Origin of the sequence: Microvirga terricola (assembly GCF_011777495.1) — a bacterium.
Lineage (GTDB): Bacteria > Pseudomonadota > Alphaproteobacteria > Rhizobiales > Beijerinckiaceae > Microvirga > Microvirga terricola.
In genome coordinates this window covers 393,901-419,851 of the sequence record NZ_JAATJS010000002.1, presented here as the reverse complement: position 1 = coordinate 419,851, position 25,951 = coordinate 393,901, and the positions used below count along the sequence as shown (strand labels likewise).

The following is a 25,951-nucleotide window of genomic DNA, read 5'->3' as shown; positions in this document are numbered from 1 at the left end:
CTCCACCCTCAACCCTCGCGCGAGCCTCCTTAGCATAACGATGGCCGGAGGGGAGAGCGGCGAAGGGGTCACTTGACGCGGATGCGACGAGCCCCGATGACGCATGCCATGCCTCGCCTCGCCATCTATCAACCGGACATTCCGCAGAACACCGGCACCATGCTGCGCCTCGCGGCCTGCCTCGGCGTGCCGGTGGAGATCATCGAGCCGGCCGGTTTCGACGTTTCGGACCGGAACCTGCGCCGTTCGGGCATGGACTATATCGGCCACACGGCGATCACCCGTCACATCTCGTGGCGGAGCTTCGAGGCCTGGCGTCAGGAAAACAAAGCCCGCCTCGTTCTCGCGACCACCAAGAGTTCGGTGCCCTACACGGATTTTGCCTTCGCGCCGGAGGACATCATCCTCGTGGGCCGCGAGTCGGCGGGGGTGCCGGACGAAGTGCATGAAGCCGCCGATGCTCGGATCGTCATTCCCATGCAGCCGGGCCTTCGCTCCCTCAACGTCGCCGTGACCGCGGCGATGCTTCTGGGAGAGTCCCTGCGGCAGACTAAAGCCTTTCCCATCCCAGCCACCCCGGCACCCGGAGCGCCTACACCATGACCGACAACGCCGACATCGCTCACCTGCAAGCGGAAGCGCCGATCTGGTTCGCCTCGCTCCGTGACCGGATCTGCGCCGCCTTCGAGGCGCTGGAGGACGAGGTGACGGCCCCGCTTCCGCCGGAGGCCTCTGCGCCGGGGCGTTTCGAGCGCAAGCCTTGGGAGCGCAAGGACCACAGCGGCGCTCCGGGTGGTGGCGGGGTCATGTCCATGATGCGCGGCCGCGTGTTTGAAAAGGTCGGTGTTCATGTCTCGACCGTGCATGGCGAATTCGCCCCCGAATTTCGCGGCCAGATTCCGGGCTCCGATCAGGACCCGCGCTTCTGGGCCTCCGGCATCTCGCTCATCGCCCATCCCTGGAACCCGAACGTGCCGACCGTTCACATGAACACCCGGTTCGTGGTGACGACAAAGGCGTGGTTTGGCGGCGGTGCCGATCTGACGCCGGTTCTCGACCGGCGTCGGACGCAAGACGACCCGGATACTCTCGCCTTCCACGCGACCATGAAGGCGGCCTGCGACCGGCACCCGGATGCCCCTTATGAGAAGTACAAAAACTGGTGCGACGAGTACTTCTTTCTCAAGCATCGCAACGAGCCGCGTGGCATCGGCGGCATCTTCTATGACTATCACTGGACCGGCGACCGGGAAGAAGACCTCGCTTTCACCCGCGATGTCGGGGAAGCCTTCCTGAAGATCTATCCGGAAATCGTCCGCCGCAATGTCACGACGCCCTGGACCGAGGCGGACAGGATCGAGCAGCAGGTGCGGCGCGGGCGCTATGTGGAGTTCAATCTGCTCTACGACCGCGGCACGATCTTCGGGCTGAAGACCGGCGGCAATATCGAGTCGATCCTCTCGTCCATGCCGCCGACGGTTCGCTGGCCCTAAATCGTTTCCGACTAGTCGAGGATGCCGCGTAGCAATTGCGTGGTAGTCTCTTCATCCGTGCGGCAGCCCCCGGCAAGCCAAGTCTCGCGCGCCAGTGCAAGAAGCTCGCCGATCTTCGGTCCCTTGGGAATGCCGCGTTCGACGAGATCTGCACCGCGCAATGGGAAGACCGGCACTGGCTCCTCCCCGCTCTCGAAGCGACGAAGCGCGCTCAGCGCGTCGTCCCGAACGACAGGCGTGGGCTCGCCGGCAATAGCCGAAAGAGCGACGGACAGCGTCTCGACTCCGTGCTCGGCGACGAGGCGGCGAATGGCAACCGCGTCGAGCGAAGAAGCAGAGGCTTTGAGAATGCAGAGGACTTTGGCGTAAGCAGCGAGCTTGTTTTCCTCGTCGTTCGACAATCTCAAGCGCTCGCGCAGTCGCTCGGAGTCCTGCTCGACCATCACGGCAAGCACTGCGAGCCGCCAGATCGCAACAGGCTTCGCTGCATCCGCAGTGATCATTTTACGGAAGCGTCCGAATTCGGCGGCTCCGTCCAGAAGCCATGTCAAAAAACCGTGCTCTGCGAGAACCCGAACCGTGTCCTCCGCCCTTCTCGCGACCAGCAGCCGCAGGAGTTCATGCCTGATGCGTTCGCGCGAGAGGATGCCGAGTCCCTCGCGCTCGACACCGGCAGCGGCGAGCCCTTCAGGATCAGGATCGCCTTCCGCGTATTCTGCATGGAAGCGAAAGAACCGCAGAATGCGCAGGTAATCCTCGCGGATGCGAGTGTGCGCGTCGCCGATGAAACGGACGCGCCTTGCCGCGAGATCGTCGACGCCGCCGGTATAGTCATAAATGCGACCGTCTGCGCCCAGCGACAACGCGTTCATGGTGAAATCGCGCCGCCGCGCATCGGCTTCGAAGTCATGGCCGAAATGGACAACCGCGTAGCGTCCGTCCGTCTCCACATCTTCGCGGAGCGTCGTGACCTCGAAAGGCTCGCCATCCACAATCACGGTGATCGTGCCATGGTCGATTCCTGTCGGGACAGCCCTGAACCCGGCCTTCTCCGCGAGCATCATGATGCGGTCGGGCATGATCGTCGTGGCGCAGTCCAGATCGATCACGGGCCGTCCGAGCAGGGCATTGCGCACCGCGCCACCGACGATGCGCGTCTCGACGCCATCCCCGTTGAAAGCCGCGAGCAGTCGCGCCAGGTGGGGTAGCCGCAAAAGGTCAGCCAGTGCCTTTTGGTTGAGAGACTGAATCACTTGAACCGCCCGGGAACGACTTTTCCATTTTCGATATGGGTCGGCACAAAAGCGCCGGTCTCGTGGTCCGTGAAAATGCCAGCTGCGAGCAGTGACCCAATAACGACAACCAAACCCGCAATCACGAGCCAGACCGATTGATCGCTCCAAGACGACCATGCCAGCGGATTGCGGCGACGGACGATGAGGTAAACGGCAAAGGCGGCGAATGGCAGGAAGAAAAGCAGCAACTCCTGGATGATCGCCCGCGTCATGGCGTGTAGAGCCTCTCATAGAGATTGCGGATGATGCCCGCCGTCACACCCCAGATGTAACGCTCCTGATAAGGCATTGCATAGTAGCGGCGCACCCGGCCCTTCCACTCCCGGGCATGCAGTTCGTGATGGGCGGGGTCCATGAGAAAGCTCAGCGGAACCTCGAAAGTGTCCGCCACCTCAAGCGGATTAAGGTTGAGCGTGTATGAAGGCTCGACCCGGCCCACGACCGGCATGACCAGATAATTGGTCGTGGACAAATAGGGATCGAGATAGCCGAGCGGGCTGATGAAGCGTCGCTCCAGCCCGATTTCTTCTTCGGCCTCGCGATAAGCCGCCGCCAGAACGGAGGCGTCGGTCGGGTCGACGCGGCCGCCCGGAAAGGCGATCTGCCCCGAATGCTGCCGCAGTTGCGCCGCGCGCTCGGTCAAGAGCACGCTTGGCTCGTCCCGCGTCACGATGGGCACGAGTACGGCGGCGATCTTCGGGTTAAGCGGATGAACGAGGGGCTCCTCGTCGATGCTGTGATCCCCGCGCGGATTGGACAGGGCATCGGTCGGGTCCGGCGGCTCGGAGCGCAGGCGCTCGACCGCGAGCGCAAGGAAATGGTCGGCGTCCAACGGGGCCAGCTCCATCACGAAGCGCTCAGTTCCGAAACCGGAGCGATGGGAAAGAAGGCACCTTTCACCGCGACACCGAACACGGCCACGCCCTCGACCTGCCGCTCTTCGGCCAGATTGATCAGATCGAGCGCGAGCGCCCGCGTCAGGCGGGCCCACAAACCTCCCCGAATGCCGACATAAGGCTTCACACCCCCTCCCTCCTCCAGCTCGAAGCGCAGGGGATGGTCGGGCCCCACCTGGACCAGATCGTCCACATTGGTGCGGAATACGATGTCGCGGGCCTCGCCCTCCCCTTCGACCGCCATCTCGACCGCGACGAAGGGCACGTCCTCGACCACAATGCCGACCCGCTCGACCGGGGTGACGAGCACGTAGCGCTCCGGGTCCTTGCGCAGAACGGTCGAAAACAGCTTGACCAGAGCCGGCCGGCGAATGGGGGAGCCCATATAGTGCCAGGTCCCGTCCGCCGCGATGCGCATGTCGATCTCGCCGCAATAGGCCGGGTTCCAACGCTCCACGGGCGGCAAGCCCTTGCGGTCAGCGCCGGGGCCGAGCGTTTCGATGAGGCGCGTCAGTGCGCTACCGGGTGCAGGTGTCGCCGAATGTGTCATGACGCAAGCGTGAACAAGAAATTGAACCCCGAGGATCGACGAAATGCCATCATTGGATAATTCCTAGAGCATAGTGTTACCGATTTTTCCGTCCAGCTCACAAAACCCCGGATGCGGCGCACCGACCCGCTTGCATCGAACGAGCGACCGAAGGCAAAGTAGCTGTCTTCGGGGCGGACGCGAACGGTGGAGATTCCCTCATGACGGCCAGCATCGCTCAAGCTCCTACCGCCCTGGACGACGCCATCATCCGAAATGCAGAGGCGACGCTCGAGACGGTCGGCCAAGCTAGGGAAGCGATCCATTCGGTTATCTTCGGCCAGGAAAAAGTCGTCGATCTGACGCTCATCACGCTGCTCGCCGGCGGCCACGGGCTTCTGGTCGGCGTGCCGGGCCTGGCCAAGACCAAGCTCGTGGAGACCTTGGGCATTGTGCTGGGTCTCGATGCGCGCCGGGTGCAGTTTACCCCCGATCTCATGCCCTCCGACATTCTGGGCTCGGAGGTTCTCGACGAGGGGGCCGACCGACGGCGTTCCTTCCGCTTCGTGAAGGGCCCCGTCTTCACCCAGCTTCTGATGGCCGACGAGATCAACCGGGCGAGCCCGCGCACGCAATCGGCCTTGCTGCAGGCGATGCAGGAACATCACGTGTCGATCGGCGGCGAGCGGCACGATCTGCCCCAGCCCTTCCACGTCCTCGCCACGCAAAACCCCATCGAGCAGGAGGGCACCTACCCCCTGCCCGAAGCTCAGCTCGACCGTTTCCTGCTGCAAATCGACGTCGGCTACCCCGACCGCGACGCCGAGCGGCGCATCCTCATCGAAACGACCGGCGTCGAAGCCCATAAGCCCGTCGCGGCGATGAACGCCGACGGCCTCATGAACGCGCAGCGCCTCGTGCGGCGCCTCCCCGTCGGGGAAAGCGTGGTCGATGCGATTCTCGATCTCGTGCGCTCAGCCCGGCCCGAAGGCGAGCCTCTGGAAGGAGTGACCGACAAGCTGCTGTGGGGCCCTGGCCCGCGCGCCAGTCAGGCCCTCATGTTGGCCGTCCGCGCCCGCGCGCTCATCGAAGGCCGTGTCGCCCCCTCCATCGCCGACGTGGTCGCGTTGGCCGAGCCCGTGCTGAAGCATCGCATCGCGCTGACTTTCTCCGCCCGCGCTGAGGGAGAAACCGTCAAGACCGTCATCGGCCGCCTGACCTCGCGGCTGACAGGTTAGGAATTCGCGCATGGCCCGTGTCCGGGTTCTCCCGGAAAGCGCACGCTTCCCAAGTCATCGCGAAACCGAAACGGCGCTTTCCCTTTCGGAGCGCATGCCTCGTCTCGTGCTGGAGGCGCGGCGCGTCGCGGCCAACCTCTCACATGGTCTTCATGGCCGCAGGCGCGCAGGGCCAGGCGAAAGTTTCTGGCAATTCCGGCCCTTCGTTACCGGCGAGGCGGCGCAACGCATCGACTGGCGACGCTCCGCCCGTGACGACCGGCTTTATGTGCGCGAGCGAGAATGGGAGACGACGCAAACCATCTGGTTCTGGATCGACCGCTCCGCATCGATGGGCTTTGCCTCAAGCCTCGCACAGGCCCCCAAGATCGAACGGGCCATCGTGCTGGGCCTTGCCCTTGCCGATTGCAGCGTTGATGCCGGAGAGCGAGCGGGATTGCTTGGCCTCATGCCGCCCCGCGCGACGAGCCGCATCGCGGAACTCATGGCGGAGGCCATGGTGGCCGATCACGGAGCACTGACCGACGATCTGCCGCCGCAGGCCCCCATCCCCGCATTCCACGAGGCCATCCTCGTCAGCGATTTTCTCTCTCTCCCCGGCGAAATCGCCGCCGTGATCGAGGGCATCTCGGGCCACGGCGCGCGGGGCCATCTGGTCATGATCGTCGATCCGGTCGAGGAGACCTTCCCGTTTCAGGGGCAAGCGATCCTGCACGATCTTGAAGAAGGCCTTTCGCTGCGGATCGGCGATGCCGAGAGTTGGGGCAAGTCTTATCGCGAGCGCATCGAAAGGCACCGCGCGGAAGTCAGTGAACTGGTCCGCCGCCGCGGCTGGACGCTCACGATCCACCGAACAGACCGCCCTGCAAGCGAAGCGGCTTTGCACGTGCTCAACCTCGTGACCTCTTCGCGAGGCCTCGGACTGGGAGGGCGGTAGCGATGCTCGGCCCTCCGCTGACCTTTACTGCGCCGCTGGTCCTTGTGGCGCTGGCGGCGCTGCCGGCCATCTGGCTGTTGTTGCGGATCACGCCGCCGCAGCCGAGGCGGATCGATTTTCCTCCTTTGCGAATTCTCGCCGACCTCCGTCCTGATCGCGAGACGCCCGCGCGCACCCCGTGGTGGCTGCTGCTGTTGCGGCTCGTTCTCGCGGCCATCCTGATCGTCGCGGCGGCGGGCCCGATCTGGAACCCGCTGGCGGAAGGCGAAAGCCGCTCCCCGCTCCTCCTGATCGTCGACAACGGTTTTGCCGCCGCGCACGATTGGCGCGAGCGCATGACCATCGCCTCCGAGCGCATCGAGGGTGCAGCGCGGGAGGGGCGTGTTGTCACCGTGCTTGCGACAGCAGCCGAGCCGTCTGTCGTGCAGCCCTCGAATCCCGCGGATGCGCTCGAGCGTCTGCGTTCGTTCAAGCCGCAGCCGCATCTCCCCAATCGCCAAGCCCATCTCGACTCCATCGCAAAGTTCTTGAAAGACACGCCGGATGCCGAGATCGTCTGGATCAGCGACGGCGTCGCGGGCGTTGATGGACAGGGCTTCATCGACGGGCTCGCCCGCCTGGCTGAAGGACATCGCATCACCGTCTTGAGGGCCGAGCGCGCGCCGCCCATCGCGCTCGCAGGCATCGAGACGACGGGAGGACAGCCGCGTGTCCGGATTGTGCGAGCAGAACCGAACGGCCGCGATAGCGGAATCATTCGCGCCCTCGACCTGAAGAACCTTCCGCTAGCCGATGCGCGTTTCGCCTTCGCGCCCAATGCGACAGAAACCTCCGTCAGTTTCGACGTGCCGACGGAAGTGAGAAATGCAATCGCGCGGTTCGAGGTTCTGGGTGAGAATTCGGCCGGAGCGGTGAGCCTTCTCGACGAGAGCGGAAAGCGCCGTCGCGTCGGGCTGATCTTCGGTGGCACATCCGAACAGGCTCAGCCGCTGCTGTCGCCGCTCTACTACATCGAGCGCGCCCTCGCCCCTTACGGCGAAATTCGCTTAGGCCACGGCGCCGTGGCGGACGCGGTGAACCAGCTGATCGACGAACAGGTGTCAGTGCTCGTTCTTGCCGATGTCGGAGGGCTTGATCAGGAATCGCTTTCGAGAGCCACCGCCTTCGTTGAGCAGGGTGGATTGCTGTTGCGCTTTGCTGGATCGCGGCTTGCCGCCGGCAATGACGAGCTCGTGCCGGTGCATTTGCGTCGAGGTGGCAGAACACTTGGCGGCACGCTGTCCTGGGACACGCCGAAGACATTTGCGCCCTTCACGCGCGAGAGCCCATTCTTTGGGCTAAAGGTTCCAGATGAAATCGGCATCCGCCGTCAGATTCTCGCTGAGCCCGAAGGGGATCTTCCCTCCAAGATCTGGGCAGCACTCGTCGACGGCACGCCCATTGTCACGGCGGATAAGCGTGGCGATGGTTTGATCGTGCTCTTTCACGTGACCGCGGACACGACATGGTCGAACCTGCCGCTGTCAGGTCTTTTCGTCGACATGCTGCGCCGGATCGTTGCGCTCGCAGGATCGACGCGTGACATGAGCACAGAGGCGCCCGGCGCACAAAATCAGCTGGTTGCGCCGCGCCTGACCTTGGACGGCTACGGCGCCTTCACCTCACCGCCCGCGAATGCCCGCGCCGTGACGCGGGATTATGCGGAGCGCGCCAACGGCGAACATCCGCCCGGCTTTTATGGCCCCGTCGATTCCAGTTTTGTCGTCAACACGCTGATCCCCGGCGACCGTCTTGCGGCTTTGAACTTCGCACCGTTGAAGGCGCGCGAAGCGCCGCTCGCCGGCGCGCAGACGGTTGACCTGCGCGCGCCGCTCTTCACGCTCGCACTCATTCTCCTGCTGATCGATACGGTGGCGTCACTTTGGCTTGGCGGCCATCTGGCATTCTTGTCAGGACGCCTTCGTCGCGCTGGAACCGGCGCGGCCCTCGTCCTCGCGGCGGTTTTGATTGCCGCCTCCGGCTCCCCTCTTCGCGCACAGGAACTCAGGCAGCCCGCTCCCCGGGAGGACATCGCCTCCGCCCTCGTGACGCGGCTTGCCTATGTGATCACCGGCGATCCCCAGGTCGATGCGACAAGCAAGGCTGGTCTCTCCGGATTGACGCAGGTCATCGGTCAACGCACAGCGCTGCAACCCGGCGAGCCTATCGGCATCGATCCGGCCAGGGACGAGATGGCGTTCTACCCGCTGATCTATTGGCCGATTGTCGCGAACAGGCCACCGCCAAGCGAAGCAGCGACCCGACACCTCGATGCCTTCATGAAAGGCGGCGGAACGGTGATCTTCGACACGCGCGATGCGCTCAACAGCAGGCCCGACGGCGTCGTCAGCCCGGAGGGGCAATATCTGCGCCGTATGCTCGCGACACTGGATATTCCCGAGCTTGAACCGGTGCCGCGCGACCACGTGGTGACCAAGACCTTCTACATTCTCGACAACTTCCCGGGCCGCTACGCCACGGGCCAGACATGGATCGAGGCGCTGCCACCGCAGGCCGAGGGCGAGCAGGCGCGTCCGGCACGCTCCGGCGACGGCGTGTCTCCGATCATCCTCACGTCGAATGATCTCGCGGCGGCGTGGGCCGTCGGCCAACGCGGGGAATATCTCTACCCGGTCGTCGGCAACGACCAGCTGCGCCAGAGGGAGCTGGCCTATCGCGGCGGCATCAACATCGTCATGTATGCGCTCACCGGAAACTACAAGGCCGATCAGGTCCATGTTCCGGCGTTGCTCGAGCGCATCGGTCAATAGGGTGAGGAGGTAATCTTTGCTCTCAATCGGCTTCTCCCCTCTCATCCCAACCTACGCGCTGTGGTCGTTGGCCGCCGTCGTCGCCATGCTGACGGTACTGGCCTTCGTATCGCGCGGGTTTCTCGCCGCTTTGAGAGCGCTGGCCCTCGGCCTCATTCTGCTGGCACTCGCCAATCCGTCGCTCGTTCAGGAAGAACGGGAGAAGGTGAAGGACATCGTGGCCGTGGTCATCGACCGCACGACCTCGCAGACGCTCGGCGACCGGCAGGCGATGACGGATCAGGTCAAAGCCGAGTTGCAGCGCCGCTTCGGAGGCCTCGCCAATGTCGAGCCGCGCTTTATCGAGGCGGGCGACGACGGCAGTGATGGCGGCACGCGCCTGTTCGCCGCTTTGTCCAACGGACTCGCCGACGTGCCACCGGATCGCCTGGTAGGCGTCATTCTCGTCACAGATGGTGTCGTGCACGACATTCCCTCCAGCGCCGACAGCCTGGGCTTCAAGGCGCCGATCCACGCCCTCATCACCGGGCGACCCGACGAGCGCGACAGGCAGATCAAGCTTCTCGAAGCGCCCCGCTTCGGCATCGTCGGAAAAGACCAGACCATCCGCGCCGAGGTGATGGAGCGCGGCGGCACGGGATCGGCGCTCGTCACCATTCGCCGCGACGGGCAGATTTTTAATCGCCAAATGGTCAAGGCGGATACGCCCTTCTCCGTACAGGTGCGGATCGAGCACGGCGGACCGAATGTCATCGAACTCGAAGTGGAAGGATTGCCGGACGAACTGACGCTCGCAAACAACCGCGCGGTCGTGCCCATCGAAGGCATTCGCGAGAAGCTGCGGGTTCTGCTCGTGTCCGGTGAACCCAATGCGGGCGAGCGCACATGGCGCAACTTGCTCAAGTCGGATGCGAATGTCGATCTCGTCCATTTCACGATTCTGCGTCCGCTCGAAAAGCAGGATGCGACGCCGATCAATGAGCTATCGCTGATCGCTTTTCCGACGCGCGAACTGTTCCAGCAGAAGATCAAGGATTTCGACCTCATCATCTTTGATCGCTACGCCAACCAAACCATTCTGCCTGCGGCCTATTTCGACAACATCGTGCGCTATGTCCGCGAAGGCGGAGCGCTGCTTGTCGGAGCGGGGCCGGAATTCGCGGGCTATGACAGCCTTGCCCAGACGCGCCTGTCTCCGATCATCCCCGGCATTCCGGACGGGCGCATCGTGGAGCGCCCTTACAAGGCTGCGATTACCGCAACCGGCACACGGCATCCGGTGACGCGTGAACTGCCCGGCTCGGAGACGCAGCCTCCGTCCTGGGGCGATTGGCTGCGCATCATCGGCGCGCAGGTCCGATCCGGCGATACGGTCATGTCAGGTGCGAACGATCTGCCGCTTCTCGTTCTACGACGTGAGGAAAAGGGCCGCGTCGCGCTTCTGCTCTCCGACCATGCCTGGCTCTGGGCACGCGGCTATCAGGATGGCGGTCCGCATCTCGACTTGCTGCGGCGCCTCGCGCATTGGCTGATGAAGGAGCCCGCGCTTGAAGAGGAAGCTCTGCGCGCCTCGGCCGCAGGGCGTGACATTCGCATCGAACGGCAGACCATGAAGGACACGGTGGACCCCGTGACCCTGATCGCGCCGAGCGGCACGCAAAGCACCATCACGCTCAGGCCCGACAAGCCGGGGCTGTTTTCAGCGCAGGTGCAAAGCCACGAGACGGGCCTTCACACCCTACGTTCCGGCGACCTCGTCGCCTTCGTCAGTGTAGGACCCGCGAACCCGCGCGAACTGACCGACGTGTTCAGCAACACGGAGCTGTTGCGCCCCATCGCCGAGGCGAACGGAGGCTCGGTGCGGCGCGTGGCGATGGCGGGCGAGAAGAGCATCACCATTCCCCGCATTCTTGAAATCCGCTCCAGCTCACGTCTTGCCGGGAGCGATTGGATCGGCGTCAAGCCGAGCGATAGCGCCATCGTGCGTGGCGTCACCGTGATCCCGATGGCGCTTGGCTTCCTCGGCCTTCTGCTTCTGGTTGGAACGACGCTCGCGGCCTGGGTCGCCGAGGGTCGCAGGCAAGCCTAGAGCATTTTCCGACGAAGTGGACACCGGTTCGGCGAGGAAAATGCGGCAAGAGAAATAAGATAGAGCATCCGATATGATCCTGTCAGATCGGATGCTCTAGACCGGAAGAGCGGAAACGATTCCCTTGGCGCGAAGAAGAGCGCCCTCCGCCAATTCAAGCGCTAAAAAGCGGTCCGGATTGACCGGCCCGGGTAGCTGTAGATCGCGCGGCACGCGCTTGAAGCCGAACCGGCGATAATACGGCTCGTCGCCGACAAGGAGCACGAGCGAATGCCCCTTCTCCTGCGCCGCGTCCAGGGAACGGCGCATCAATGCGCCGCCGATCCCGCGGTTTTCGAACGCGGGCTCGACGGTCAGCGGCCCGAGCATCAGAGCGGGTTCCTTACCCGCTAGGACCGGCGTCAGGCGCACGGAGCCGACGAGCAAAGTGCCGACGAGCGCGGTGAAGGACAGGTCCATCAAATGCGGCGCGCCCTCGCGCAGCCGTGAGGCCGTGCGGGCGAACCGTCCAGGCCCAAAGGCGCGCTCGTGCAGGCGCTCGATGGCCTCGGAATCGATGGGCTGTTCAGTGCGGATCAAGAGAGAGAGTTCGGTCATGGACGGACTCGGGGCGAGAACGAAAAGCAATGGCGACTGAATCGAGATCAGCCGTTTCGTCGTCGCGAGATCCGAATGATGGTCATGAGCCGGAGCGTTCCCTTAAGTGTCCTTGGCCATAGCAGTGTCCGGGGGGCGGTGCAAACTCTTCTCACCAGGTGATTGTGGGCGGCGCATCCTCGAATATCTCGGCCAGCCGACGCCGGGTTGCACGGGTCGTTCCCTCCGGCAGCCGGTCGAGGGGGAAGAAACCGGCCTCGGCAATCTCCCTGTCGGGCGTCTTGGGGCCAAGAACCGAGTATTCGCGGATTACATAGACGAGCACATGGTCGCGCGGCGACGTCTTGGAGTTGAAGAAAATGCCCCACAAGCTAGGGGCTTCATCGATGACGATGTTGCCCTCCTCGCGCAATTCGCGCGTTAGGGCCTCCAGCGCCGTCTCGCCCGTTTCGACGCCGCCGCCCGGCAGATGCCAGCCGCGAACATAGGTGTGCCGGATGAGGAAGACGCGGTTCTCGGCGTCGAGGACCACGCCTCGCACCCCGAGCGTCAAGCCACGCGAGAACCGCCAATAGGTATGCAGTCCCCAACTGATGAAGCGGGAGATCACTTTCGGCTCGGGCGTATCGGACATCGCATCAACAAATCACAACAAGATTACAGGAACATGAACAAACCTATACATGAGACGCATATCTGTCCCTTGGTTAAGGCGCGTGACATGCATTCCACGCAGGAGTAGAAGGGCGCCAACCAAAAGGTGCTCCCATGTTCCTCTCCCTGCTTCTTGCCCGTCTGAACCGCACGGCCCGTTTCACTTGGTCGCCCGCTCTCGATCTTGAGGATCGCACGGTCTATTCGACCCTGATCCCCGGCGCCCAGTATTAATCAGCCCCTTTCGGGGGACAAGTTTTCCCAACAGGCTTGCAACGGCCCCGCTCCTGTTTAGAATATTTCTAAACAGGAGCTATCGATGAAGAGTCTCTCGGAACTGTCCGAGCGCGAGGTTGTCGCCCTCGCCATTGCCAATGAAGAGGAAGATTCACGGATTTATCAGGCTTTCGCGGATCGCCTCCGTCCCGATTTTCCTGCCTCGGCCGACATCTTCGCCGAAATGGCCGATGAGGAGCGGGACCACCGCAACTCCCTTTATGATTTCTATCGCTCCCGCTTCGGCGAACATCTGCCGCCGATCCGCCGCGAGGACGTGCGCGGTTTCCTGAAGCGCCGCGCCTTCTGGTGGAGCCCCCATCTCGACCTCGACAAGATGCGTCGCGAGGCCGAGGTGATGGAGCTGCAGGCCGCCAACTTCTATGACAAGGCGGCGCAGCAGACCCTCGATGTCGGCGTTCGCGAGCTTTTCACCAAGCTGGCGGAGGTGGAGCGTGGCCATGAACGCAAGGCCAACGAGCTGCACGAGGCTCACCTCAACGAAAACGTCGAAGCGGCAGAAGAACATGCCCGCCGGAAATTGTTCGTCCTGCAATATGTCCAGCCCGGCCTCGCCGGCCTGATCGACGGCTCCGTCTCGACCCTCGCCCCGCTTTTCGCGGCAGCCTTTGCCACCCAGAACAACTGGGAAACCTTCCTCGTCGGCCTTGCGGCCTCCGTGGGCGCGGGCATCAGCATGGGTCTGACCGAGGCGCTTTCCGACGACGGCGCCATCACTGGGCGCGGATCGCCCCTGATCAGGGGCATCATCTGCGGCCTGATGACCGCCGTCGGTGGCCTGGGCCACACCCTCCCCTATCTCATTCCCGATTCCTGGCCGAACGCCTTCCTCCTCGCAACGGCCATCGCCTCCCTCGTGGTCGCTGTCGAACTCGTCGCGATCTCGTGGGTCCGCACCAAGTACATGGATACGCCTTTCTTGAGGGCGGCCTTCCAGGTCATTGTCGGCGGTGTGCTGGTGCTGCTCGCCGGCATCTTTATCGGCAGCGCTTGACGCGGGCGGCCGGGTCGGCGAACTCTCGCCGGCCTTTCCAACCATCGGGCCGCCATGTTCCGCCTCGCGCATCTCTCAGACCCCCATGTGGGGCCGCTTCCCCGGCCCCAGCTGCGGCAATTGATGAGCAAGCGCCTGACCGGCTGGATCAACTGGCAACGCAGCCGCCGCGAAGCGCACGACATGGCCCTTTTGGCCACGCTGGTCGCGGATCTTCGCGCACAGCACCCAACACACATCGCCTGCACAGGCGACACCTGCAATATCGGCTTGCCGAGCGAATGGGCGACGTCGCGCGTGTTCCTGGAAGGCTTGGGCGATCCCGAGCATGTCAGCTTCGTGCCCGGCAATCATGATGCCTATGTGCCAGGTGCACTCGAGGGATTGCTGCGGGAGGTCGGCCCCTGGACACGAAGCGACGACGGATCGGAGCGCGTGTTTCCGTTTCTGCGCCGTTACGGCTCCATCGCGCTGATCGGTCTTTCTTCCGCGATCCCGACAATGCCCTTCATCGCGAGCGGACGGATCGGCCGCCAGCAGATGATGGCGGCGGAGCATCTTTTGCGCGATCTGGGGGAGGATGAATCTTGTTTTCGCATCGTGCTGATCCATCACCCACCGCATGTCGGCGGCACATCGGCCGGTCGTAATCTCAAAGACGCACGCGCCTTCGAAGCGATGATCGCGCGGGTTGGTGCCGAGCTTGTCCTGCACGGTCACAACCATGTGGGATCGGTGGCGCATCTGCCGGGGCCGCGGGGCCTCATGCCGGTTGTCGGTGCGCCCTCCGCCTCTGCGGGCAGCGGAACAGCGACGCACCGCGCGGGCTATCATCTCTTCGAGATCAACCAGACGGAAGCCGGATTCACGATCAGGGCGGAGCGGCGCGGATTGAAGCCGGATGGAAGCTTCGGCAGCCTCGGCCTTCTCTCGCTTACACCCCATACACTTGCGGAGGACTCATGAACGTTCAACTTCCTCCCAGCACGCAGCGCGTGCAGCGCGCAGCTGCGGAGCTTCGTCTCGATGTTCTCATTCGCGAGATGCCGCAATCGACACGTACGGCGGAGGAAGCCGCCGCCGCGTGTGAATGCGCCGTGGGCCAGATCGTCAAGTCTCTCGTTTTTCAAGGGGCGACGAGCGGCACCCCTTATCTTCTGCTCGTCTCCGGCAAAAACCGTGTCGATCAGGAAGGCGTAACGCGCACCATCGGCGAGGCGTTGACGCGCCCCGACGCGGCACAGGTGCGGGCGTGGACCGGCTATGCCATCGGCGGCATACCGCCTTTCGGGCACGACACGCCGATGCGCACGTTCATCGATCGCGATCTTCTCGATCACCCTGTCGTTTGGGCTGCCGCCGGCACACCGCAAACGGTGTTTTCCGTTGAGCCGAAAGCGCTCGCTCAGGCGGTCGACGCGACCGTTATCGCCGTCACTGGCGAATGAACGCCTCGACCTTCGCGCGCTGCGGCATGGGCGCAACCGCGCCTCGTCCGAGCGTCGAAAGAGCCGCCGCCGCATTCGCATAAGCCGCCGCGCGGAACGCGTCGCGGTGAACCACCCACTCCGCCAGAAAAGCGCCGTCGAAGGTATCGCCCGCGCCGGTCGCATCGATGGCCGACACGGGGCGCGCCGGAATGACCTCGAGACGGTCCGACGTCGCAACCATCGTGCCTGATTTGCCCATAGTCAACGCGACGACGCTACAGCCGAGATTGAGATAAAACGCGCAGACGTCCTCCGCGCGGTCGAGGCCTGTGAGTTGCTGTGCATCGTCGAGGCCGGGCAACGCGATGTCGGACAGCGCGACTGCGCCGTGAATGATCGCGCGCGCACGATCAAGCGGCCAAAGCCGCAGGCGCAAATTGGTGTCGTAGCTGACAACCGTATCGCTCGCTTTCGCGTGACGGATAGCGCCGAAGACCGCATCGGCGCAGCTCTCGGAAATCGCTTGGCTGATGCCGGAAACATGCAGCACGCGCGATGCCGCAATCTGCGCCAACGGCAATTCGCCAACTGTCACAAGGCTCGCGGCCGAGCCAGCCCGCGCATAGGAGAAGACGTGCCCCTCCTCGCCATAGCTGATGAAGTAAGCGCCCGTGCGCCCGTCCTTGCGCACGATCACCGACGAGCGGTCGATGTCTTCCCGATCCCAGAGTTTGAGAAAATCTTGCCCGAACGAGTCGCCACCAACAGCCGTGAAAATCGCAACCCTCGCGCCCTGCCGCGCAGCCGCAACGGCGGTGTTGGACACGTCGCCGCCGAAGCCCGGCAGATAGAGTCGCTCACCCTGTCGCTCGACCTCGGCGAACTCCATCAACGGCTCGCCGAAGGTCAGAAGATCGATCGATTTCATGATTGTCCTGTGAGTGCCGAAAACGATGCGGATTTGTTGTCGCCGAGCGCGATGACCTTTCCGGGGTTGAGAATGTTTTGAGGATCGAGAGTCTGTTTAAGCGCGCGCATCAGGTCGAGCGCAACGGGGTCCTTGTAGAGCTTCAGCTCATCGCGCTTGATGAGGCCGATTCCATGCTCGGCGGAAATCGATCCGCCCATGGCGTTGACGATATCGTGGACGATGTGGTTGAAGCGGCCCCACTCTGCGAGGAAGGCCTGTTTGTCCATGCCGACGGGCTGCGACAGGTTGAAGTGAATATTGCCGTCGCCAAAATGGCCGAAGGCGCAGACGCGCAACCCCGGCATCTCCGCCTCGCAGGCCTTGGTTGCGGCTTCGATAAATTCCGCAACGCGCGACACGGGCACGGCGACATCGTGCTTGATCGAACCGCCCTCGTAACGTTGCACTTCCGACAGGCTTTCGCGCAGCGCCCAGAGCGCGAGGCTCTGCGCCTCGCTCGACCCGAGCACCGCGTCGTCCACGAGCCCATCTTCCATCGCCGCCCCGAGAATGGTCTCAAGACGGCCTTGTAGATCAGCGTCCTTTTGTGGCGACGACAATTCGATCAGTGCGTACGATGGATAGCGATCAGAGAGCGGGCGGACCGCGCCGGACTTGTGCTTGAGCACGATCTCGAGGCCGAACTCCGGCAGGTATTCGAAGGCGGTGAGTTGATCGCCGGCGCTCTCGCGCAGCCGCTCGAATAGGTTCAGCGCTTTATGCGTCGAGGCCGTCGCCACGAACGCCGTCACCCGCGCCTGTGGTTTGGGGAAAAGTTTCAGCACCGCCGCCGTGATGACACCGAGCGTGCCTTCCGAGCCAATGAAAAGATCGCGCAGGTCGTAGCCCGTGTTGTCCTTGCGAAGCCCTTTGAGGCCGTGCCAGACGCGTCCGTCCGCGAGCACGACTTCGAGGCCGAGGGCCAGTTCGCGCATGTTGCCGTAGCGAAGGACAGCGGTGCCGCCCGCGTTCGTCGCGAGGTTGCCGCCGATCCGGCATGAGCCTTCGGAGGCCAACGAAAGCGGAAAGAGATAGCCCGCCGCATCCGCCGCATCCTGCACCGTCTTGAGGATGCAGCCGGCCTCGACGGTGATCGTGGCGTTCGAGCCGTCGATCTCGCGAATGCGGTCGAGACGGGTCAGCGACAGGACCACCCCGCCGAAGGGCACGCCGCCGCCCACAAGCCCCGTATTGCCGCCCTGCGGCACGACCGGGATACCGGCCCGGGCACATTCGCCGACGACGAACGACACCTCGTCGCAGTCGCGAGGCCGCACCACGGCAAGCGCATCCCCCCGATAAAGGCCCCGCGTCTCGGTGAGATAGGGTTCCTTGGACCCCGCGTCGGTCAAAACGGAGGCTTCCCCGAGCCTCGCGGTCAGGGTCTCGATCAGGGTTTTGCCGACGGCCGACGGGATCGCCATCCTCACTCCTCGTAAGCGAACCTAGTCATTGCGTCTTGTGGCCCGGATCGCAAGGTGTAGGAAGAAGAAGTCCGGCCAGCCTCACAGGAAGGCCGGGCTCAGAGAACCCCATAACCCACCAGCGCTCGCGGATTTCCCAATGGCTTATGTCATTCCTGCTCCCCAGCTCCCTGCCCTTCCAATCGCCGATTCGAGCGATCTATTTCCCGTGCGCCGGGTCTATTGCGTCGGGCGCAACTATGCTGCCCATGCGCGGGAGATGGGCGGGGATCCGACCCGTGAACCGCCGTTCTTCTTCATGAAGCCGGCCGATGCGCTGCAGGTCGTGCCCCAGGGCCGGACGGTCGATCACCCCTACCCGCCCAAGACCGCGAACTATCATTTCGAAATCGAGATGGTGGTCGCGCTCGCCAAGGGCGGCCGGGATATCCCGGTCTCGCAGGCGCTCGACCATGTCTTCGGCTACGCCGTCGGCCTTGATATGACTCGCCGCGACCTTCAGGACGAGGCCAAGCAACTGCGCCGCCCTTGGGAACTCGGCAAGGCGGCGGACCATTCGGGGCCAGTCGGCCCACTTTTCCCCACATCCCGTGTCGGCCACCCGACGAGCGGAACGATTTCCTTGAGCGTGGACGGGGTTCAGCGCCAGAAGGCTGACCTCTCGGACATGGTCTGGTCCGTGGCCGAACAAATTTCCTATCTTTCGGCCTATTTCGAGCTTTTCCCCGGCGATGTCATCTTTTCCGGCACCCCTGAGGGCGTGGGCGCGGTGGCGCAAGGTCAGACCATGACCGGAGCAATCGAGGGGCTGGGCCAGATCACTCTAAGAGTTGTTTAGCCCCTGCAACCGGCGCTTGCCTTTTTTGCCGGATTGGCGGTTACTGCGTTTCGGCGCGGTCTCCACGATCGCGGGAAGCAAGGCTCGCCGCCAAGCGCGAGTCTCTCAAAACAAGGGAACGATTATGAAGTTCTTCAAAACCGTCAGTCTGGCCCTCGTCGGCAGCGCCCTCGCCATCGGCGGCGCGGCGGCCCAGGGCAAGACGGTCAAGATCGCCACCGAAGGTGCCTATGCTCCGTGGAACTTCACGGGCGCGGGCGGCAAGCTCGATGGCTTCGAGATCGACCTCGCCAACGACCTCTGCGCCCGCATGAAGGTCAAGTGCGAGATCGTGGCCCAGGACTGGGACGGCATCATTCCGGCGCTCAACGCCAAGAAGTACGATGCCATCATGGCCGGCATGAGCATCACCGAAGAGCGCAAGAAGACCATCGATTTCTCTGCCGCCTATGCCAACGGCCCGAACGGCTTCCTCGTCGCCAAGAGCTCACCGCTGGCCAAGATGCCGGGCACCGGCCAGGCCTTCAATCTGACCAACCAGCAGGCTGATGCCGAAAAGGCGATCGAGGCCACCAAGGCGCTCCTGAAGGGCAAGACCGTCGGCGTCCAGGGCTCGACCATCCACGCGAATTTCGCCGACAAGTACCTGAAGGGCACCGCCGAAATCCGCGAGTACAAGACCACTGAAGCCCACGACCTCGACCTCGCCGCCGGCCGCATCGATGCGGTTCTCGCGGATGCGACCTCGATCATGGGCACGCTCGAGAAGCCCGAATTCAAGGACTACGCCCTGGTCGGCCCGTCGATCACCGGCGGCATGCTCGGCGCCGGCGTCGGCGTCGGCCTGCGCAAGCAGGACCAGGACCTGAAGAAGGCTTTCAACGAGGCGATCGATGCCGCCATCAAGGACGGCACGGTCAAGAAGCTGTCGATGAAGTGGTTCAAGGTCGACATCAGCCCGAAGAGCTGATCCGGCTATCAACAACACGACAGGGCGCGGTTCCGACCGCGCCCTTTTTGTATGAACCAAGGCAAAGTGCGACTGAAAACGTCAGCCCGATCGGGTTAATCGGCACCATGGGGGCTTGCGCTGGCTTGGCTTTTGGCTGTTACTTTTCGGGCCGGTCACCGCTCCCTGCGGGTCCGCCGGGAGATCGGGTGAAACGGCTCAACAAGTTCAATAACAGGGAACGACGATGAAACTGTTCAAGGCATTCGGCCTTGGCCTGCTGGCCTCCGCCCTCGCCATCGGCGGCGCGGCAGCCCAGGGCAAGACGGTCAAGATCGCCACCGAAGGCGCCTATGCTCCGTGGAACTTCACGGGCGCGGGCGGCAAGCTCGAAGGCTTCGAGATCGACCTCGCCAACGACCTCTGCGCCCGCATGAAGGTCAAGTGCGAGATCGTCGCCCAGGACTGGGACGGCATCATTCCGGCGCTCAACGCCAAGAAATACGATGCCATCATGGCCGGCATGAACATCACCGACAAACGCCTTGAGGTCATCGACTTTTCGCGCCCCTACGCCTCCGGTCTCCATGGCTTCGCGACCATGAAGGGCTCAGCCATCGCAAAACTGGCGGGCCTTGGACAGCGCGCCAACCTGGATAAGGATGCTGCTGGCGCCCAGACGATGATCGACGAGTGGAAGACCCTTCTGAAGGGCAAGACCGTCGGCGTCCAGGGCTCTACCGTGAACTCGGCGTTCCTGGAAAAGTATCTCAAGGACGTCATCACCATCCGCGAGTACAAGACCACCGAGCAGCACGATCTCGACCTCGCGGCGGGCCGTGTGGACGCAATCTTCGCCGCGCATTCCTCGCTGAAGGCGACGCTCGACCAGCCGGAATTCAAGAACATGATGATTACCGGTGGCGGCATGTCGGGCGGCGTTCTCGGACGTGGCGTCGCGGTCGGTCTGCGCAAGGGTGAGACTGAGCTGAGGGGCCAGTTCGACGCGGCCATCCAGGACGCGATCAAGGACGGCACAATCCAGAAGCTCACCCAAAAGTGGTTCACGGTCGATATGTCGCCGCAGAGCTAAGGCTCTTCCGCGATAAAGACCTTCCCGCACACGGTCATCCCCGCGCCTCGCGGGGATGACGCCCAGCAGGATATTCAATCGTGCAGCACTTGAGCTATTTCGAGCTCGTCGGGTTCGGGCCGCAAGGCTGGGGCCTCGCGTTGCTCACCGCGACAGGCATGACGCTGGCCGTTGCTCTTTGCGGCTTCCTGGCCGGCTCCGTCCTCGGCACGTTCGTGGCCTGGGCGAAGCTTTCGGGCGGCCTCGTCGCCCGTAGCGTCGCGGACGGTTACACCACCATTCTCCGCGGCATTCCCGATCTTCTCGTCATTTACCTGTTCTATTTCGGCGGCAGCGCAGCACTCGGCGCCATCGCGAGCCTCTTCGGCGAGGATGGCTTCATCGGCGTACCGGCGTTTCTCACCGGCGCGCTCGCCATCGGCATTGTCTCCGGGGCCTACCAGGCCGAAGTGTTCCGGGGCGCGTTTCAGGTCGTCAGCCGCGGCGAGATCGAAGCGGCGCGTTCGGTCGGCATGCATCGCTGGCTGATGTTCCGCCGCATCATCGCTCCGCAGGTTCTGCGCTATGCGATCCCCGGCCTCGGAAACACGTGGCAGCTGGTTCTCAAAGAATCCGCGCTGATCTCGGTCACCGGCCTCGTTGAGCTTCTGCGCCAGTCGCATATCGCCGCAGGTTCCACGCGCCGTCCGTTCGATTTCTACGTTACGGCAGCCATTCTCTATCTCCTCATCACCTGGGTTTCGACATACCTGTTCCAGCGCGCGGAAACCCATTCGATGCGCGGCATGCGGAGGGCTTCCTGATGGATTTCGAATTCATGCAGGACACCTTCCTGCGCCTCCTTAGCGGCGTGCCATTGACGCTGAACCTCGCGTTCACCTCGGTCGCCTTCGGCGCCGTCTTCGCCATGCTGCTCGCGCTCATGCGCATGTCCGGCGTGAAGGTGCTCGACTGGTTCGCGCGGGCCTATGTCTTCGTGTTTCGCGGCTCACCACTACTCGTGCAGATCTTCCTGATCTATTACGGCCTTGGCCAGTTCCGCCCGACTCTGCAGGAATGGGGATTGTGGACTTTCTTCCGCGAACCCTATTGGTGCGCCATTCTCGCGCTGACGCTCAACACCGCCGCCTATGCCAGCGAGATCATTCGCGGGGGATTGCAGTCGGTGCCGCACCAGCAGGTTGAAGCGGCGCGGGCCTGCGGCATGTCGGGCTTCCTGCTCTTCCGCCGCATCGTGTTCCCCATCGCCGTGCGTCAGGCGCTGCCGGCCTATGGCAGTGAACTCATCCTCATGGTCAAGGCGACGTCGCTGGCCTCCATCATCACCATGATGGAAGTGACGGGCATTGCCGCGAAGCTGATCTCGCAGACGTTCCGCGCCGTCGAAGTCTTCGTGGTTGCCGGGGTCATCTACCTGATCCTCAACTTCACCATCACGCGCATCATCATGGCAATCGAGTGGTGGCTTTCGCCCCACCTGCGCCGTCCGCCGGCCGTCAAGCCGGCTTTGGAGGCCGTCCATGTCTAGTGGAGTCACATCCGTGTCATCTCAGACCACTCCCGCCGTTTCCGTCAGCAATCTTCGCAAGAGCTTCGGCTCGCTCGAGGTCCTCAAGGGCGTGTCGCTCGATGCGAAGGAGGGCGATGTGATCTCGATCCTCGGCGCTTCCGGCTCTGGCAAGTCGACCATGCTCCGCTGCATCAACATGCTGGAGGTTCCCGATTCCGGCGACATCCGCATCGGCGGCGAGACGATCAAGCTGAAACAAGGCCGGCGCGGCATGGAGCCTGCGGATCGCGGCCAGGTCGACCGCATCCGCTCGCGTGTGGCGATGGTGTTCCAGAGCTTCAATCTCTGGTCCCACATGACCATCCTTGAGAACGTGATCGAAGCGCCCGTCCATGTGCAGAAGCGCCCCAAGGCGGAGTGTATTGCGGAGGCCGAGGAATTGCTCGCGAAGGTCGGCATTGCCGACAAGCGCAATCAATATCCCTCTCACCTCTCCGGCGGCCAGCAACAGCGTGCGGCCATTGCGCGCGCGCTCGCGATGCGGCCCAACGTGATGCTGTTCGACGAGCCGACATCCGCTCTCGACCCCGAACTCGTCGGCGAAGTGCTGCGCGTCATGCGCTCGCTGGCTGAAGAGGGCCGCACGATGCTGGTGGTGACGCACGAAATGGGCTTCGCCCGCGATGTGTCGAACCGCGTCGTGTTTCTCCACAAGGGCGTGGTGGAAGAAGAAGGCCCGCCCGCTGAGGTGTTCGGCGCGCCGAAATCGGAACGCTTCAAGCAGTTCATCTCAAGCCATCGATAAGAAAAAAGGCGCGGCCCCGACCGCGCCTTTTTCATGAGGCTGAAGACAGCTCAGCGCTCGCCAATGTGAACGCCGGAGCCGTCGATTTCACGAGGGCCCGCGTTTCCGCATGCCGAAATGTTCATGAATGATGCGCAGGTTTCGCATGTTCGCTTTGAAGAAGATGTCGAAGGCGTCTCCGGCAACGGGGACGGCGCCGATGGCGGTGTCGAAAACCAGATTGGCAATCATCCGCGCGATCTTCCGCCGTGGCAGGCCGAGCCTGCTCGCCTCCCAGATGATGTAGCTGCCGAGCGCCGCAGCGATCAGATCGCCGACGCCGGGAGCAAGGCCGATTACCGCGTCGAGCCCGATGCGGCGCCTCAAGCCCGGAATGCGGAAGGCGCTATCGAGAAGCGTGGCGACCAATGTTACGCGCGCAATGGTCTCCTCACGGCTCGAACCGACAACCTTGACGTAATCGAAGTACCCGGCACCGGATGCTGCCATTCCTCACTCTCCGTGAACGTAACGCCACCGAGGCAGAATGTGTGTCTTGTGACCATCCCCCACAAGGCTGAGGGATCGCAACTTTATTTCAAGAAAAATACAAAAACTCCAGCCTAAAGAATCTCATTTACTGCCTTGTTTTCCCACGCTTTGCGAACAAGCAACCAATTAATACCTCGATTGCACACTTGTCTTCCTAAACAAGCAGTTTAGTTAGCTTCGCTGTACGGGGGGCCAACGCCAGTTGACTGGCCACTAAGCGACGTAAACCGTCGCGCTGATCGTTTGCACGCGGTCAGTGGAAGTGGGGGCTCAAGACGGGGAGAGACCCGATGAGCACCGTCCCTCGAGTCCATCGAGCGCCTTGGCTCGTGCTTTTGGCGAGCGCGTTTTTGTCAGGAGTACCTGTTGCATCGGTCCATGCCGAAAGCGGCGAGGAGCAACCGCTCCGCTTCGCAAGCTTGCCTCCGGCAGATAGCTTGAAGCCCCCATCGAAAATGGGGAGCCTTCCCTCGCAAGGCCCCAGGACTTTGTCCGGCTTCTATGCCTATGTTGAGCAGGGCGCCATCACCGTCCAAGCCAGCGCGCCAACAAAGTGCCTGCCCGGCGATCTTAGGGAGGTTGTGGGCGACATCGCGGCCAAGTTCGGCACTGTCAGCATCGAATCCACCCACAGAACCGCCGGCCATAACTGGCGCGCCGGAGGGGCGCGCCACTCGCTCCACCTCTCCTGTCGAGCCATCGACATGCGGGTTCACTCCCGCACGAGGGGTCTGATGGCGTATTTACGCTCGCGTCCCGAAGTCGGCGGGCTTAAGATCTATCGCAACGGCCTGATCCATATCGACAATGGAGAGCGCCGAAGTTGGTGAGGACCCTCGCGCAGCATGACGAGACAGATTGACGCCACGGCCATCGCAGCCCGCATCGCGCAGGGCCGTGGTTCCGCTTCCGCCGACCTCGTCATCACCGACGTGCGCCTGTTCGATCTCGTCACCAGCACGCTGACTCCAACCGACATCGCCATCTGCGGCGACACCATTGTCGGAACATATGGACGGTACCGCAGTGCCCGCACCATCGACGGGCGCGGGCGCATCGCGGTGCCTGGCTTCATCGACACTCATCTGCACGTCGAGTCCTCCCTCGTCACCCCCTTCGAGTTTGACCGCTGCGTTCTCCCGCATGGCGTGACGACGGCGATCTGTGACCCGCACGAGATGGCGAATGTCATCGGCACAGCCGCGTTCGATTATTTCCTGTCCTGCGCCGAACGTACGATCATGGATCTGCGTGTGCAGCTTTCGAGCTGCGTGCCCGCGACACATCTTGAGACAGCGGGCGCACGCATCGAAGCCGCCGATCTTCTGCGCTATCGCGATCATCGCAAGGTCATCGGCCTTGCGGAGTTCATGAACTTTCCCGGCGTCCTGGCGGCAGATCCTGGTTGCCTCGCAAAGATCGAAGTCTTTTCCAACCGGCATATCGATGGGCATGCGCCGCTGCTGCGCGGTCTCGATTTGAACGGCTATCTCGCAGCCGGTATTCGCACCGATCACGAGACGACGAGCGCCGACGAAGCCCTGGAAAAAATCCGCAAAGGCATGACGGTGCTGATCCGTGAGGGATCGGTCTCGAAGGACTTGCACGCGCTCGCGTCCCTTCTCACCGTCGCAACATCTCCCTTCCTCGCGCTCTGCACGGATGATCGCAATCCCCTCGACATCGCCGAGGAAGGGCACCTTGATTTCATGATCAGGACGCTGATCTCGCTGGGGTGCGAGCCGCTTGCGGTTTATCGCGCCGCTTCGTTCAGCGCAGCGCAGGCGTTCGGCCTGACGGATCGCGGCATCATCGCACCGGGCAAGCGGGCCGACATCGTGCTTCTCGACGATCTCGAAGCTTGTGCGGTTTCGGACGTGATCTCCGGTGGCCGATTGGTGAACGAGACTTTGTTCCAGAGCCGCGAGATGATTGCGCCCGTCGGCCTCAACAGTGTCAAGTCTCGCGTTGTCAGCGCCGATCAGTTCAGAATCGAAGCAACCTCCGGCGAGACCCGAGTGATCGGCGTCATCCCGGGCCGGATCATTACAGAGGATCTGCACCTCACCCTCCCCGTTCGCGACGGTGTTCGGCAGATCGATCTTGGACAGGACGTCGTGAAAGTCGCCGTCGTCGCCCGTCACGGCATCAACGACAATATCGGCTTTGGCTTCGTGCATGGCTTCGGCATGAAGCGCGGCGCGATTGCATCCTCCGTCGGGCATGACAGCCACAACATCTGCGTCGTCGGCGCGAGCGACGCCAACATGGCAATTGCGGTCAATCGCCTGCGGGACATCCAGGGCGGTTTCGTCGTCGTGTCCGATGGTGTCGTCCGCGCGGAGTTGGCCCTGCCCATCGCGGGCCTCATGAGCGACCGGCCTTATGAGGAGGTGCGCGACGCGCTCAACCCCTTGCGCGATGCCGCCAAAGCGCTGGGCGTTACGCTACCGGAGCCGTTTCTACAGGTCGCCTTCCTGCCTCTGCCGGTGATCCCACATCTCAAGATCACCGATTATGGCCTTGTGGATGTGAACCGCATGGAGTTGGTGCATTGAAGCCACGCGCCTCC

26 protein-coding genes are annotated in these 25,951 nt (G+C 63.2%); 17 read left to right on the top strand and 9 right to left on the bottom strand.

Translation table 11 applies throughout. The features are described 5' to 3' along the window. The first annotated feature begins 108 nt into the window (after positions 1-108). On the top strand, positions 109-603 hold the full coding sequence (locus HB375_RS06350) for a tRNA (cytidine(34)-2'-O)-methyltransferase (RefSeq protein ID WP_167672517.1): 495 nt from the start codon (positions 109-111) through the stop codon (positions 601-603). Then, the gene (gene hemF, locus HB375_RS06345) at positions 600-1,493 is read left to right on the top strand and encodes an oxygen-dependent coproporphyrinogen oxidase (protein ID WP_167672131.1); all 894 of its coding nucleotides are present in this window, start codon (positions 600-602) and stop codon (positions 1,491-1,493) included. Before HB375_RS06350 ends, hemF begins: the two co-directional genes overlap by 4 nt. Before the next feature lie 11 nt (positions 1,494-1,504). Here hemF and HB375_RS06340 read toward each other — a convergent pair whose 3' ends face one another. From HB375_RS06340 to HB375_RS06325, 4 genes are read right to left on the bottom strand one after another with little or no spacing between them, the layout of a single operon-like run. Continuing rightward, entirely contained in the window at positions 1,505-2,746 is a 1,242-nt protein-coding gene (locus tag HB375_RS06340; protein ID WP_167672130.1) for a tRNA nucleotidyltransferase/poly(A) polymerase-related protein, read from the bottom strand. After that, positions 2,743-3,000, bottom strand: coding sequence for a DUF6111 family protein (locus tag HB375_RS06335; RefSeq protein ID WP_167672129.1), 258 nt, complete (start codon positions 2,998-3,000; stop codon positions 2,743-2,745). The genes HB375_RS06340 and HB375_RS06335 overlap by 4 nt, the downstream gene beginning before the upstream one ends. Continuing rightward, the gene (locus HB375_RS06330; RefSeq protein ID WP_167672516.1) at positions 2,997-3,635 is read right to left on the bottom strand and encodes a CoA pyrophosphatase; all 639 of its coding nucleotides are present in this window, start codon (positions 3,633-3,635) and stop codon (positions 2,997-2,999) included. The genes HB375_RS06335 and HB375_RS06330 overlap by 4 nt, the downstream gene beginning before the upstream one ends. Continuing rightward, the gene (locus HB375_RS06325) at positions 3,635-4,234 is read right to left on the bottom strand and encodes a DUF1285 domain-containing protein (protein ID WP_167672128.1); all 600 of its coding nucleotides are present in this window, start codon (positions 4,232-4,234) and stop codon (positions 3,635-3,637) included. Before HB375_RS06325 ends, HB375_RS06330 begins: the two co-directional genes overlap by 1 nt. Positions 4,235-4,434: 200 nt before the next feature. Between HB375_RS06325 and HB375_RS06320 the strand changes: the two genes are divergently transcribed. From HB375_RS06320 to HB375_RS06305, 4 genes are read left to right on the top strand one after another with little or no spacing between them, the layout of a single operon-like run. Next, entirely contained in the window at positions 4,435-5,451 is a 1,017-nt protein-coding gene (locus tag HB375_RS06320) for an AAA family ATPase (RefSeq protein ID WP_167672127.1), read from the top strand. Positions 5,452-5,461: 10 nt separating this feature from the next. Continuing rightward, positions 5,462-6,388 carry a DUF58 domain-containing protein gene (locus HB375_RS06315; protein ID WP_167672126.1) on the top strand — a complete coding sequence of 309 codons (927 nt, stop codon included), beginning with the start codon at positions 5,462-5,464 and terminating at the stop codon, positions 6,386-6,388. A 2-nt stretch (positions 6,389-6,390) separates the two neighbouring features. Next, the gene (locus tag HB375_RS06310) at positions 6,391-9,198 is read left to right on the top strand and encodes a DUF4159 domain-containing protein (protein ID WP_167672125.1); all 2,808 of its coding nucleotides are present in this window, start codon (positions 6,391-6,393) and stop codon (positions 9,196-9,198) included. 16 nt (positions 9,199-9,214) lie between these two features. After that, a complete protein-coding gene (locus HB375_RS06305; RefSeq protein WP_167672124.1) occupies positions 9,215-11,287 on the top strand; it encodes a hypothetical protein in 2,073 nt (690 codons plus the stop codon). Positions 11,288-11,383: 96 nt separating this feature from the next. Here the strand turns inward: HB375_RS06305 and HB375_RS06300 are convergent, their stop codons facing one another. Both HB375_RS06300 and HB375_RS06295 read right to left on the bottom strand, forming a co-directional pair. Continuing rightward, positions 11,384-11,884 (bottom strand): GNAT family N-acetyltransferase, encoded by a 501-nt coding sequence (locus HB375_RS06300; protein ID WP_167672123.1) that lies wholly within the window; start codon positions 11,882-11,884, stop codon positions 11,384-11,386. 151 nt (positions 11,885-12,035) lie between these two features. Continuing rightward, the gene (locus HB375_RS06295) at positions 12,036-12,518 is read right to left on the bottom strand and encodes an NUDIX domain-containing protein (RefSeq protein ID WP_167672122.1); all 483 of its coding nucleotides are present in this window, start codon (positions 12,516-12,518) and stop codon (positions 12,036-12,038) included. 339 nt (positions 12,519-12,857) lie between these two features. Here HB375_RS06295 and mbfA point away from each other — a divergent pair, with 339 nt between their 5' ends. Genes mbfA through HB375_RS06280 form a run of 3 tightly spaced genes read left to right on the top strand, consistent with a single transcriptional unit; the run spans position 12,858 to position 15,277 of the window. Then, positions 12,858-13,829 carry an iron exporter MbfA gene (gene mbfA, locus HB375_RS06290; RefSeq protein ID WP_167672121.1) on the top strand — a complete coding sequence of 324 codons (972 nt, stop codon included), beginning with the start codon at positions 12,858-12,860 and terminating at the stop codon, positions 13,827-13,829. A gap of 54 nt (positions 13,830-13,883) precedes the next feature. After that, on the top strand, positions 13,884-14,795 hold the full coding sequence (locus HB375_RS06285) for a metallophosphoesterase family protein (RefSeq protein WP_167672120.1): 912 nt from the start codon (positions 13,884-13,886) through the stop codon (positions 14,793-14,795). After that, positions 14,792-15,277 (top strand): YbaK/EbsC family protein, encoded by a 486-nt coding sequence (locus HB375_RS06280; RefSeq protein ID WP_167672119.1) that lies wholly within the window; start codon positions 14,792-14,794, stop codon positions 15,275-15,277. Before HB375_RS06285 ends, HB375_RS06280 begins: the two co-directional genes overlap by 4 nt. Here the strand turns inward: HB375_RS06280 and HB375_RS06275 are convergent. Next, positions 15,264-16,187: a sugar kinase gene (locus tag HB375_RS06275; protein ID WP_167672118.1), complete on the bottom strand. Its 924-nt coding sequence runs from the start codon at positions 16,185-16,187 to the stop codon at positions 15,264-15,266. The genes HB375_RS06280 and HB375_RS06275 overlap by 14 nt on opposite strands. Further along, positions 16,184-17,653: an FAD-binding oxidoreductase gene (locus tag HB375_RS06270; protein ID WP_167672117.1), complete on the bottom strand. Its 1,470-nt coding sequence runs from the start codon at positions 17,651-17,653 to the stop codon at positions 16,184-16,186. The genes HB375_RS06275 and HB375_RS06270 overlap by 4 nt, the downstream gene beginning before the upstream one ends. A gap of 139 nt (positions 17,654-17,792) precedes the next feature. Between HB375_RS06270 and HB375_RS06265 the strand changes: the two genes are divergently transcribed. From HB375_RS06265 to HB375_RS06240, 6 genes are all read left to right on the top strand, one after another. After that, positions 17,793-18,491 (top strand): fumarylacetoacetate hydrolase family protein, encoded by a 699-nt coding sequence (locus HB375_RS06265; RefSeq protein WP_167672116.1) that lies wholly within the window; start codon positions 17,793-17,795, stop codon positions 18,489-18,491. 124 nt (positions 18,492-18,615) lie between these two features. Further along, positions 18,616-19,461 (top strand): lysine/arginine/ornithine ABC transporter substrate-binding protein, encoded by an 846-nt coding sequence (locus tag HB375_RS06260; RefSeq protein ID WP_167672115.1) that lies wholly within the window; start codon positions 18,616-18,618, stop codon positions 19,459-19,461. 226 nt (positions 19,462-19,687) lie between these two features. Then, the gene (locus HB375_RS06255) at positions 19,688-20,533 is read left to right on the top strand and encodes a transporter substrate-binding domain-containing protein (protein WP_167672114.1); all 846 of its coding nucleotides are present in this window, start codon (positions 19,688-19,690) and stop codon (positions 20,531-20,533) included. Positions 20,534-20,613: 80 nt separating this feature from the next. Beyond that, a complete protein-coding gene (locus HB375_RS06250; protein ID WP_167672113.1) occupies positions 20,614-21,336 on the top strand; it encodes an ABC transporter permease subunit in 723 nt (240 codons plus the stop codon). Further along, positions 21,336-22,061 carry an ABC transporter permease gene (locus HB375_RS06245; RefSeq protein WP_167672112.1) on the top strand — a complete coding sequence of 242 codons (726 nt, stop codon included), beginning with the start codon at positions 21,336-21,338 and terminating at the stop codon, positions 22,059-22,061. The genes HB375_RS06250 and HB375_RS06245 overlap by 1 nt, the downstream gene beginning before the upstream one ends. Continuing rightward, the gene (locus HB375_RS06240; RefSeq protein ID WP_167672111.1) at positions 22,054-22,848 is read left to right on the top strand and encodes an ABC transporter ATP-binding protein; all 795 of its coding nucleotides are present in this window, start codon (positions 22,054-22,056) and stop codon (positions 22,846-22,848) included. The genes HB375_RS06245 and HB375_RS06240 overlap by 8 nt, the downstream gene beginning before the upstream one ends. An 87-nt stretch (positions 22,849-22,935) precedes the next feature. On the opposite strand, the gene HB375_RS06235 is transcribed toward HB375_RS06240, so the two are convergent. Further along, positions 22,936-23,337, bottom strand: coding sequence for a DUF4112 domain-containing protein (locus HB375_RS06235; protein WP_167672110.1), 402 nt, complete (start codon positions 23,335-23,337; stop codon positions 22,936-22,938). 497 nt (positions 23,338-23,834) lie between these two features. On the opposite strand from HB375_RS06235, the gene HB375_RS06230 reads away from it, so the two are divergent. Together HB375_RS06230 and ade are read left to right on the top strand one after the other, a co-directional pair. Then, positions 23,835-24,209, top strand: coding sequence for a D-Ala-D-Ala carboxypeptidase family metallohydrolase (locus tag HB375_RS06230; protein WP_205800080.1), 375 nt, complete (start codon positions 23,835-23,837; stop codon positions 24,207-24,209). 15 nt (positions 24,210-24,224) lie between these two features. Then, positions 24,225-25,937: an adenine deaminase gene (ade, locus tag HB375_RS06225; RefSeq protein WP_167672108.1), complete on the top strand. Its 1,713-nt coding sequence runs from the start codon at positions 24,225-24,227 to the stop codon at positions 25,935-25,937. Positions 25,938-25,951: the final 14 nt, after the last annotated feature.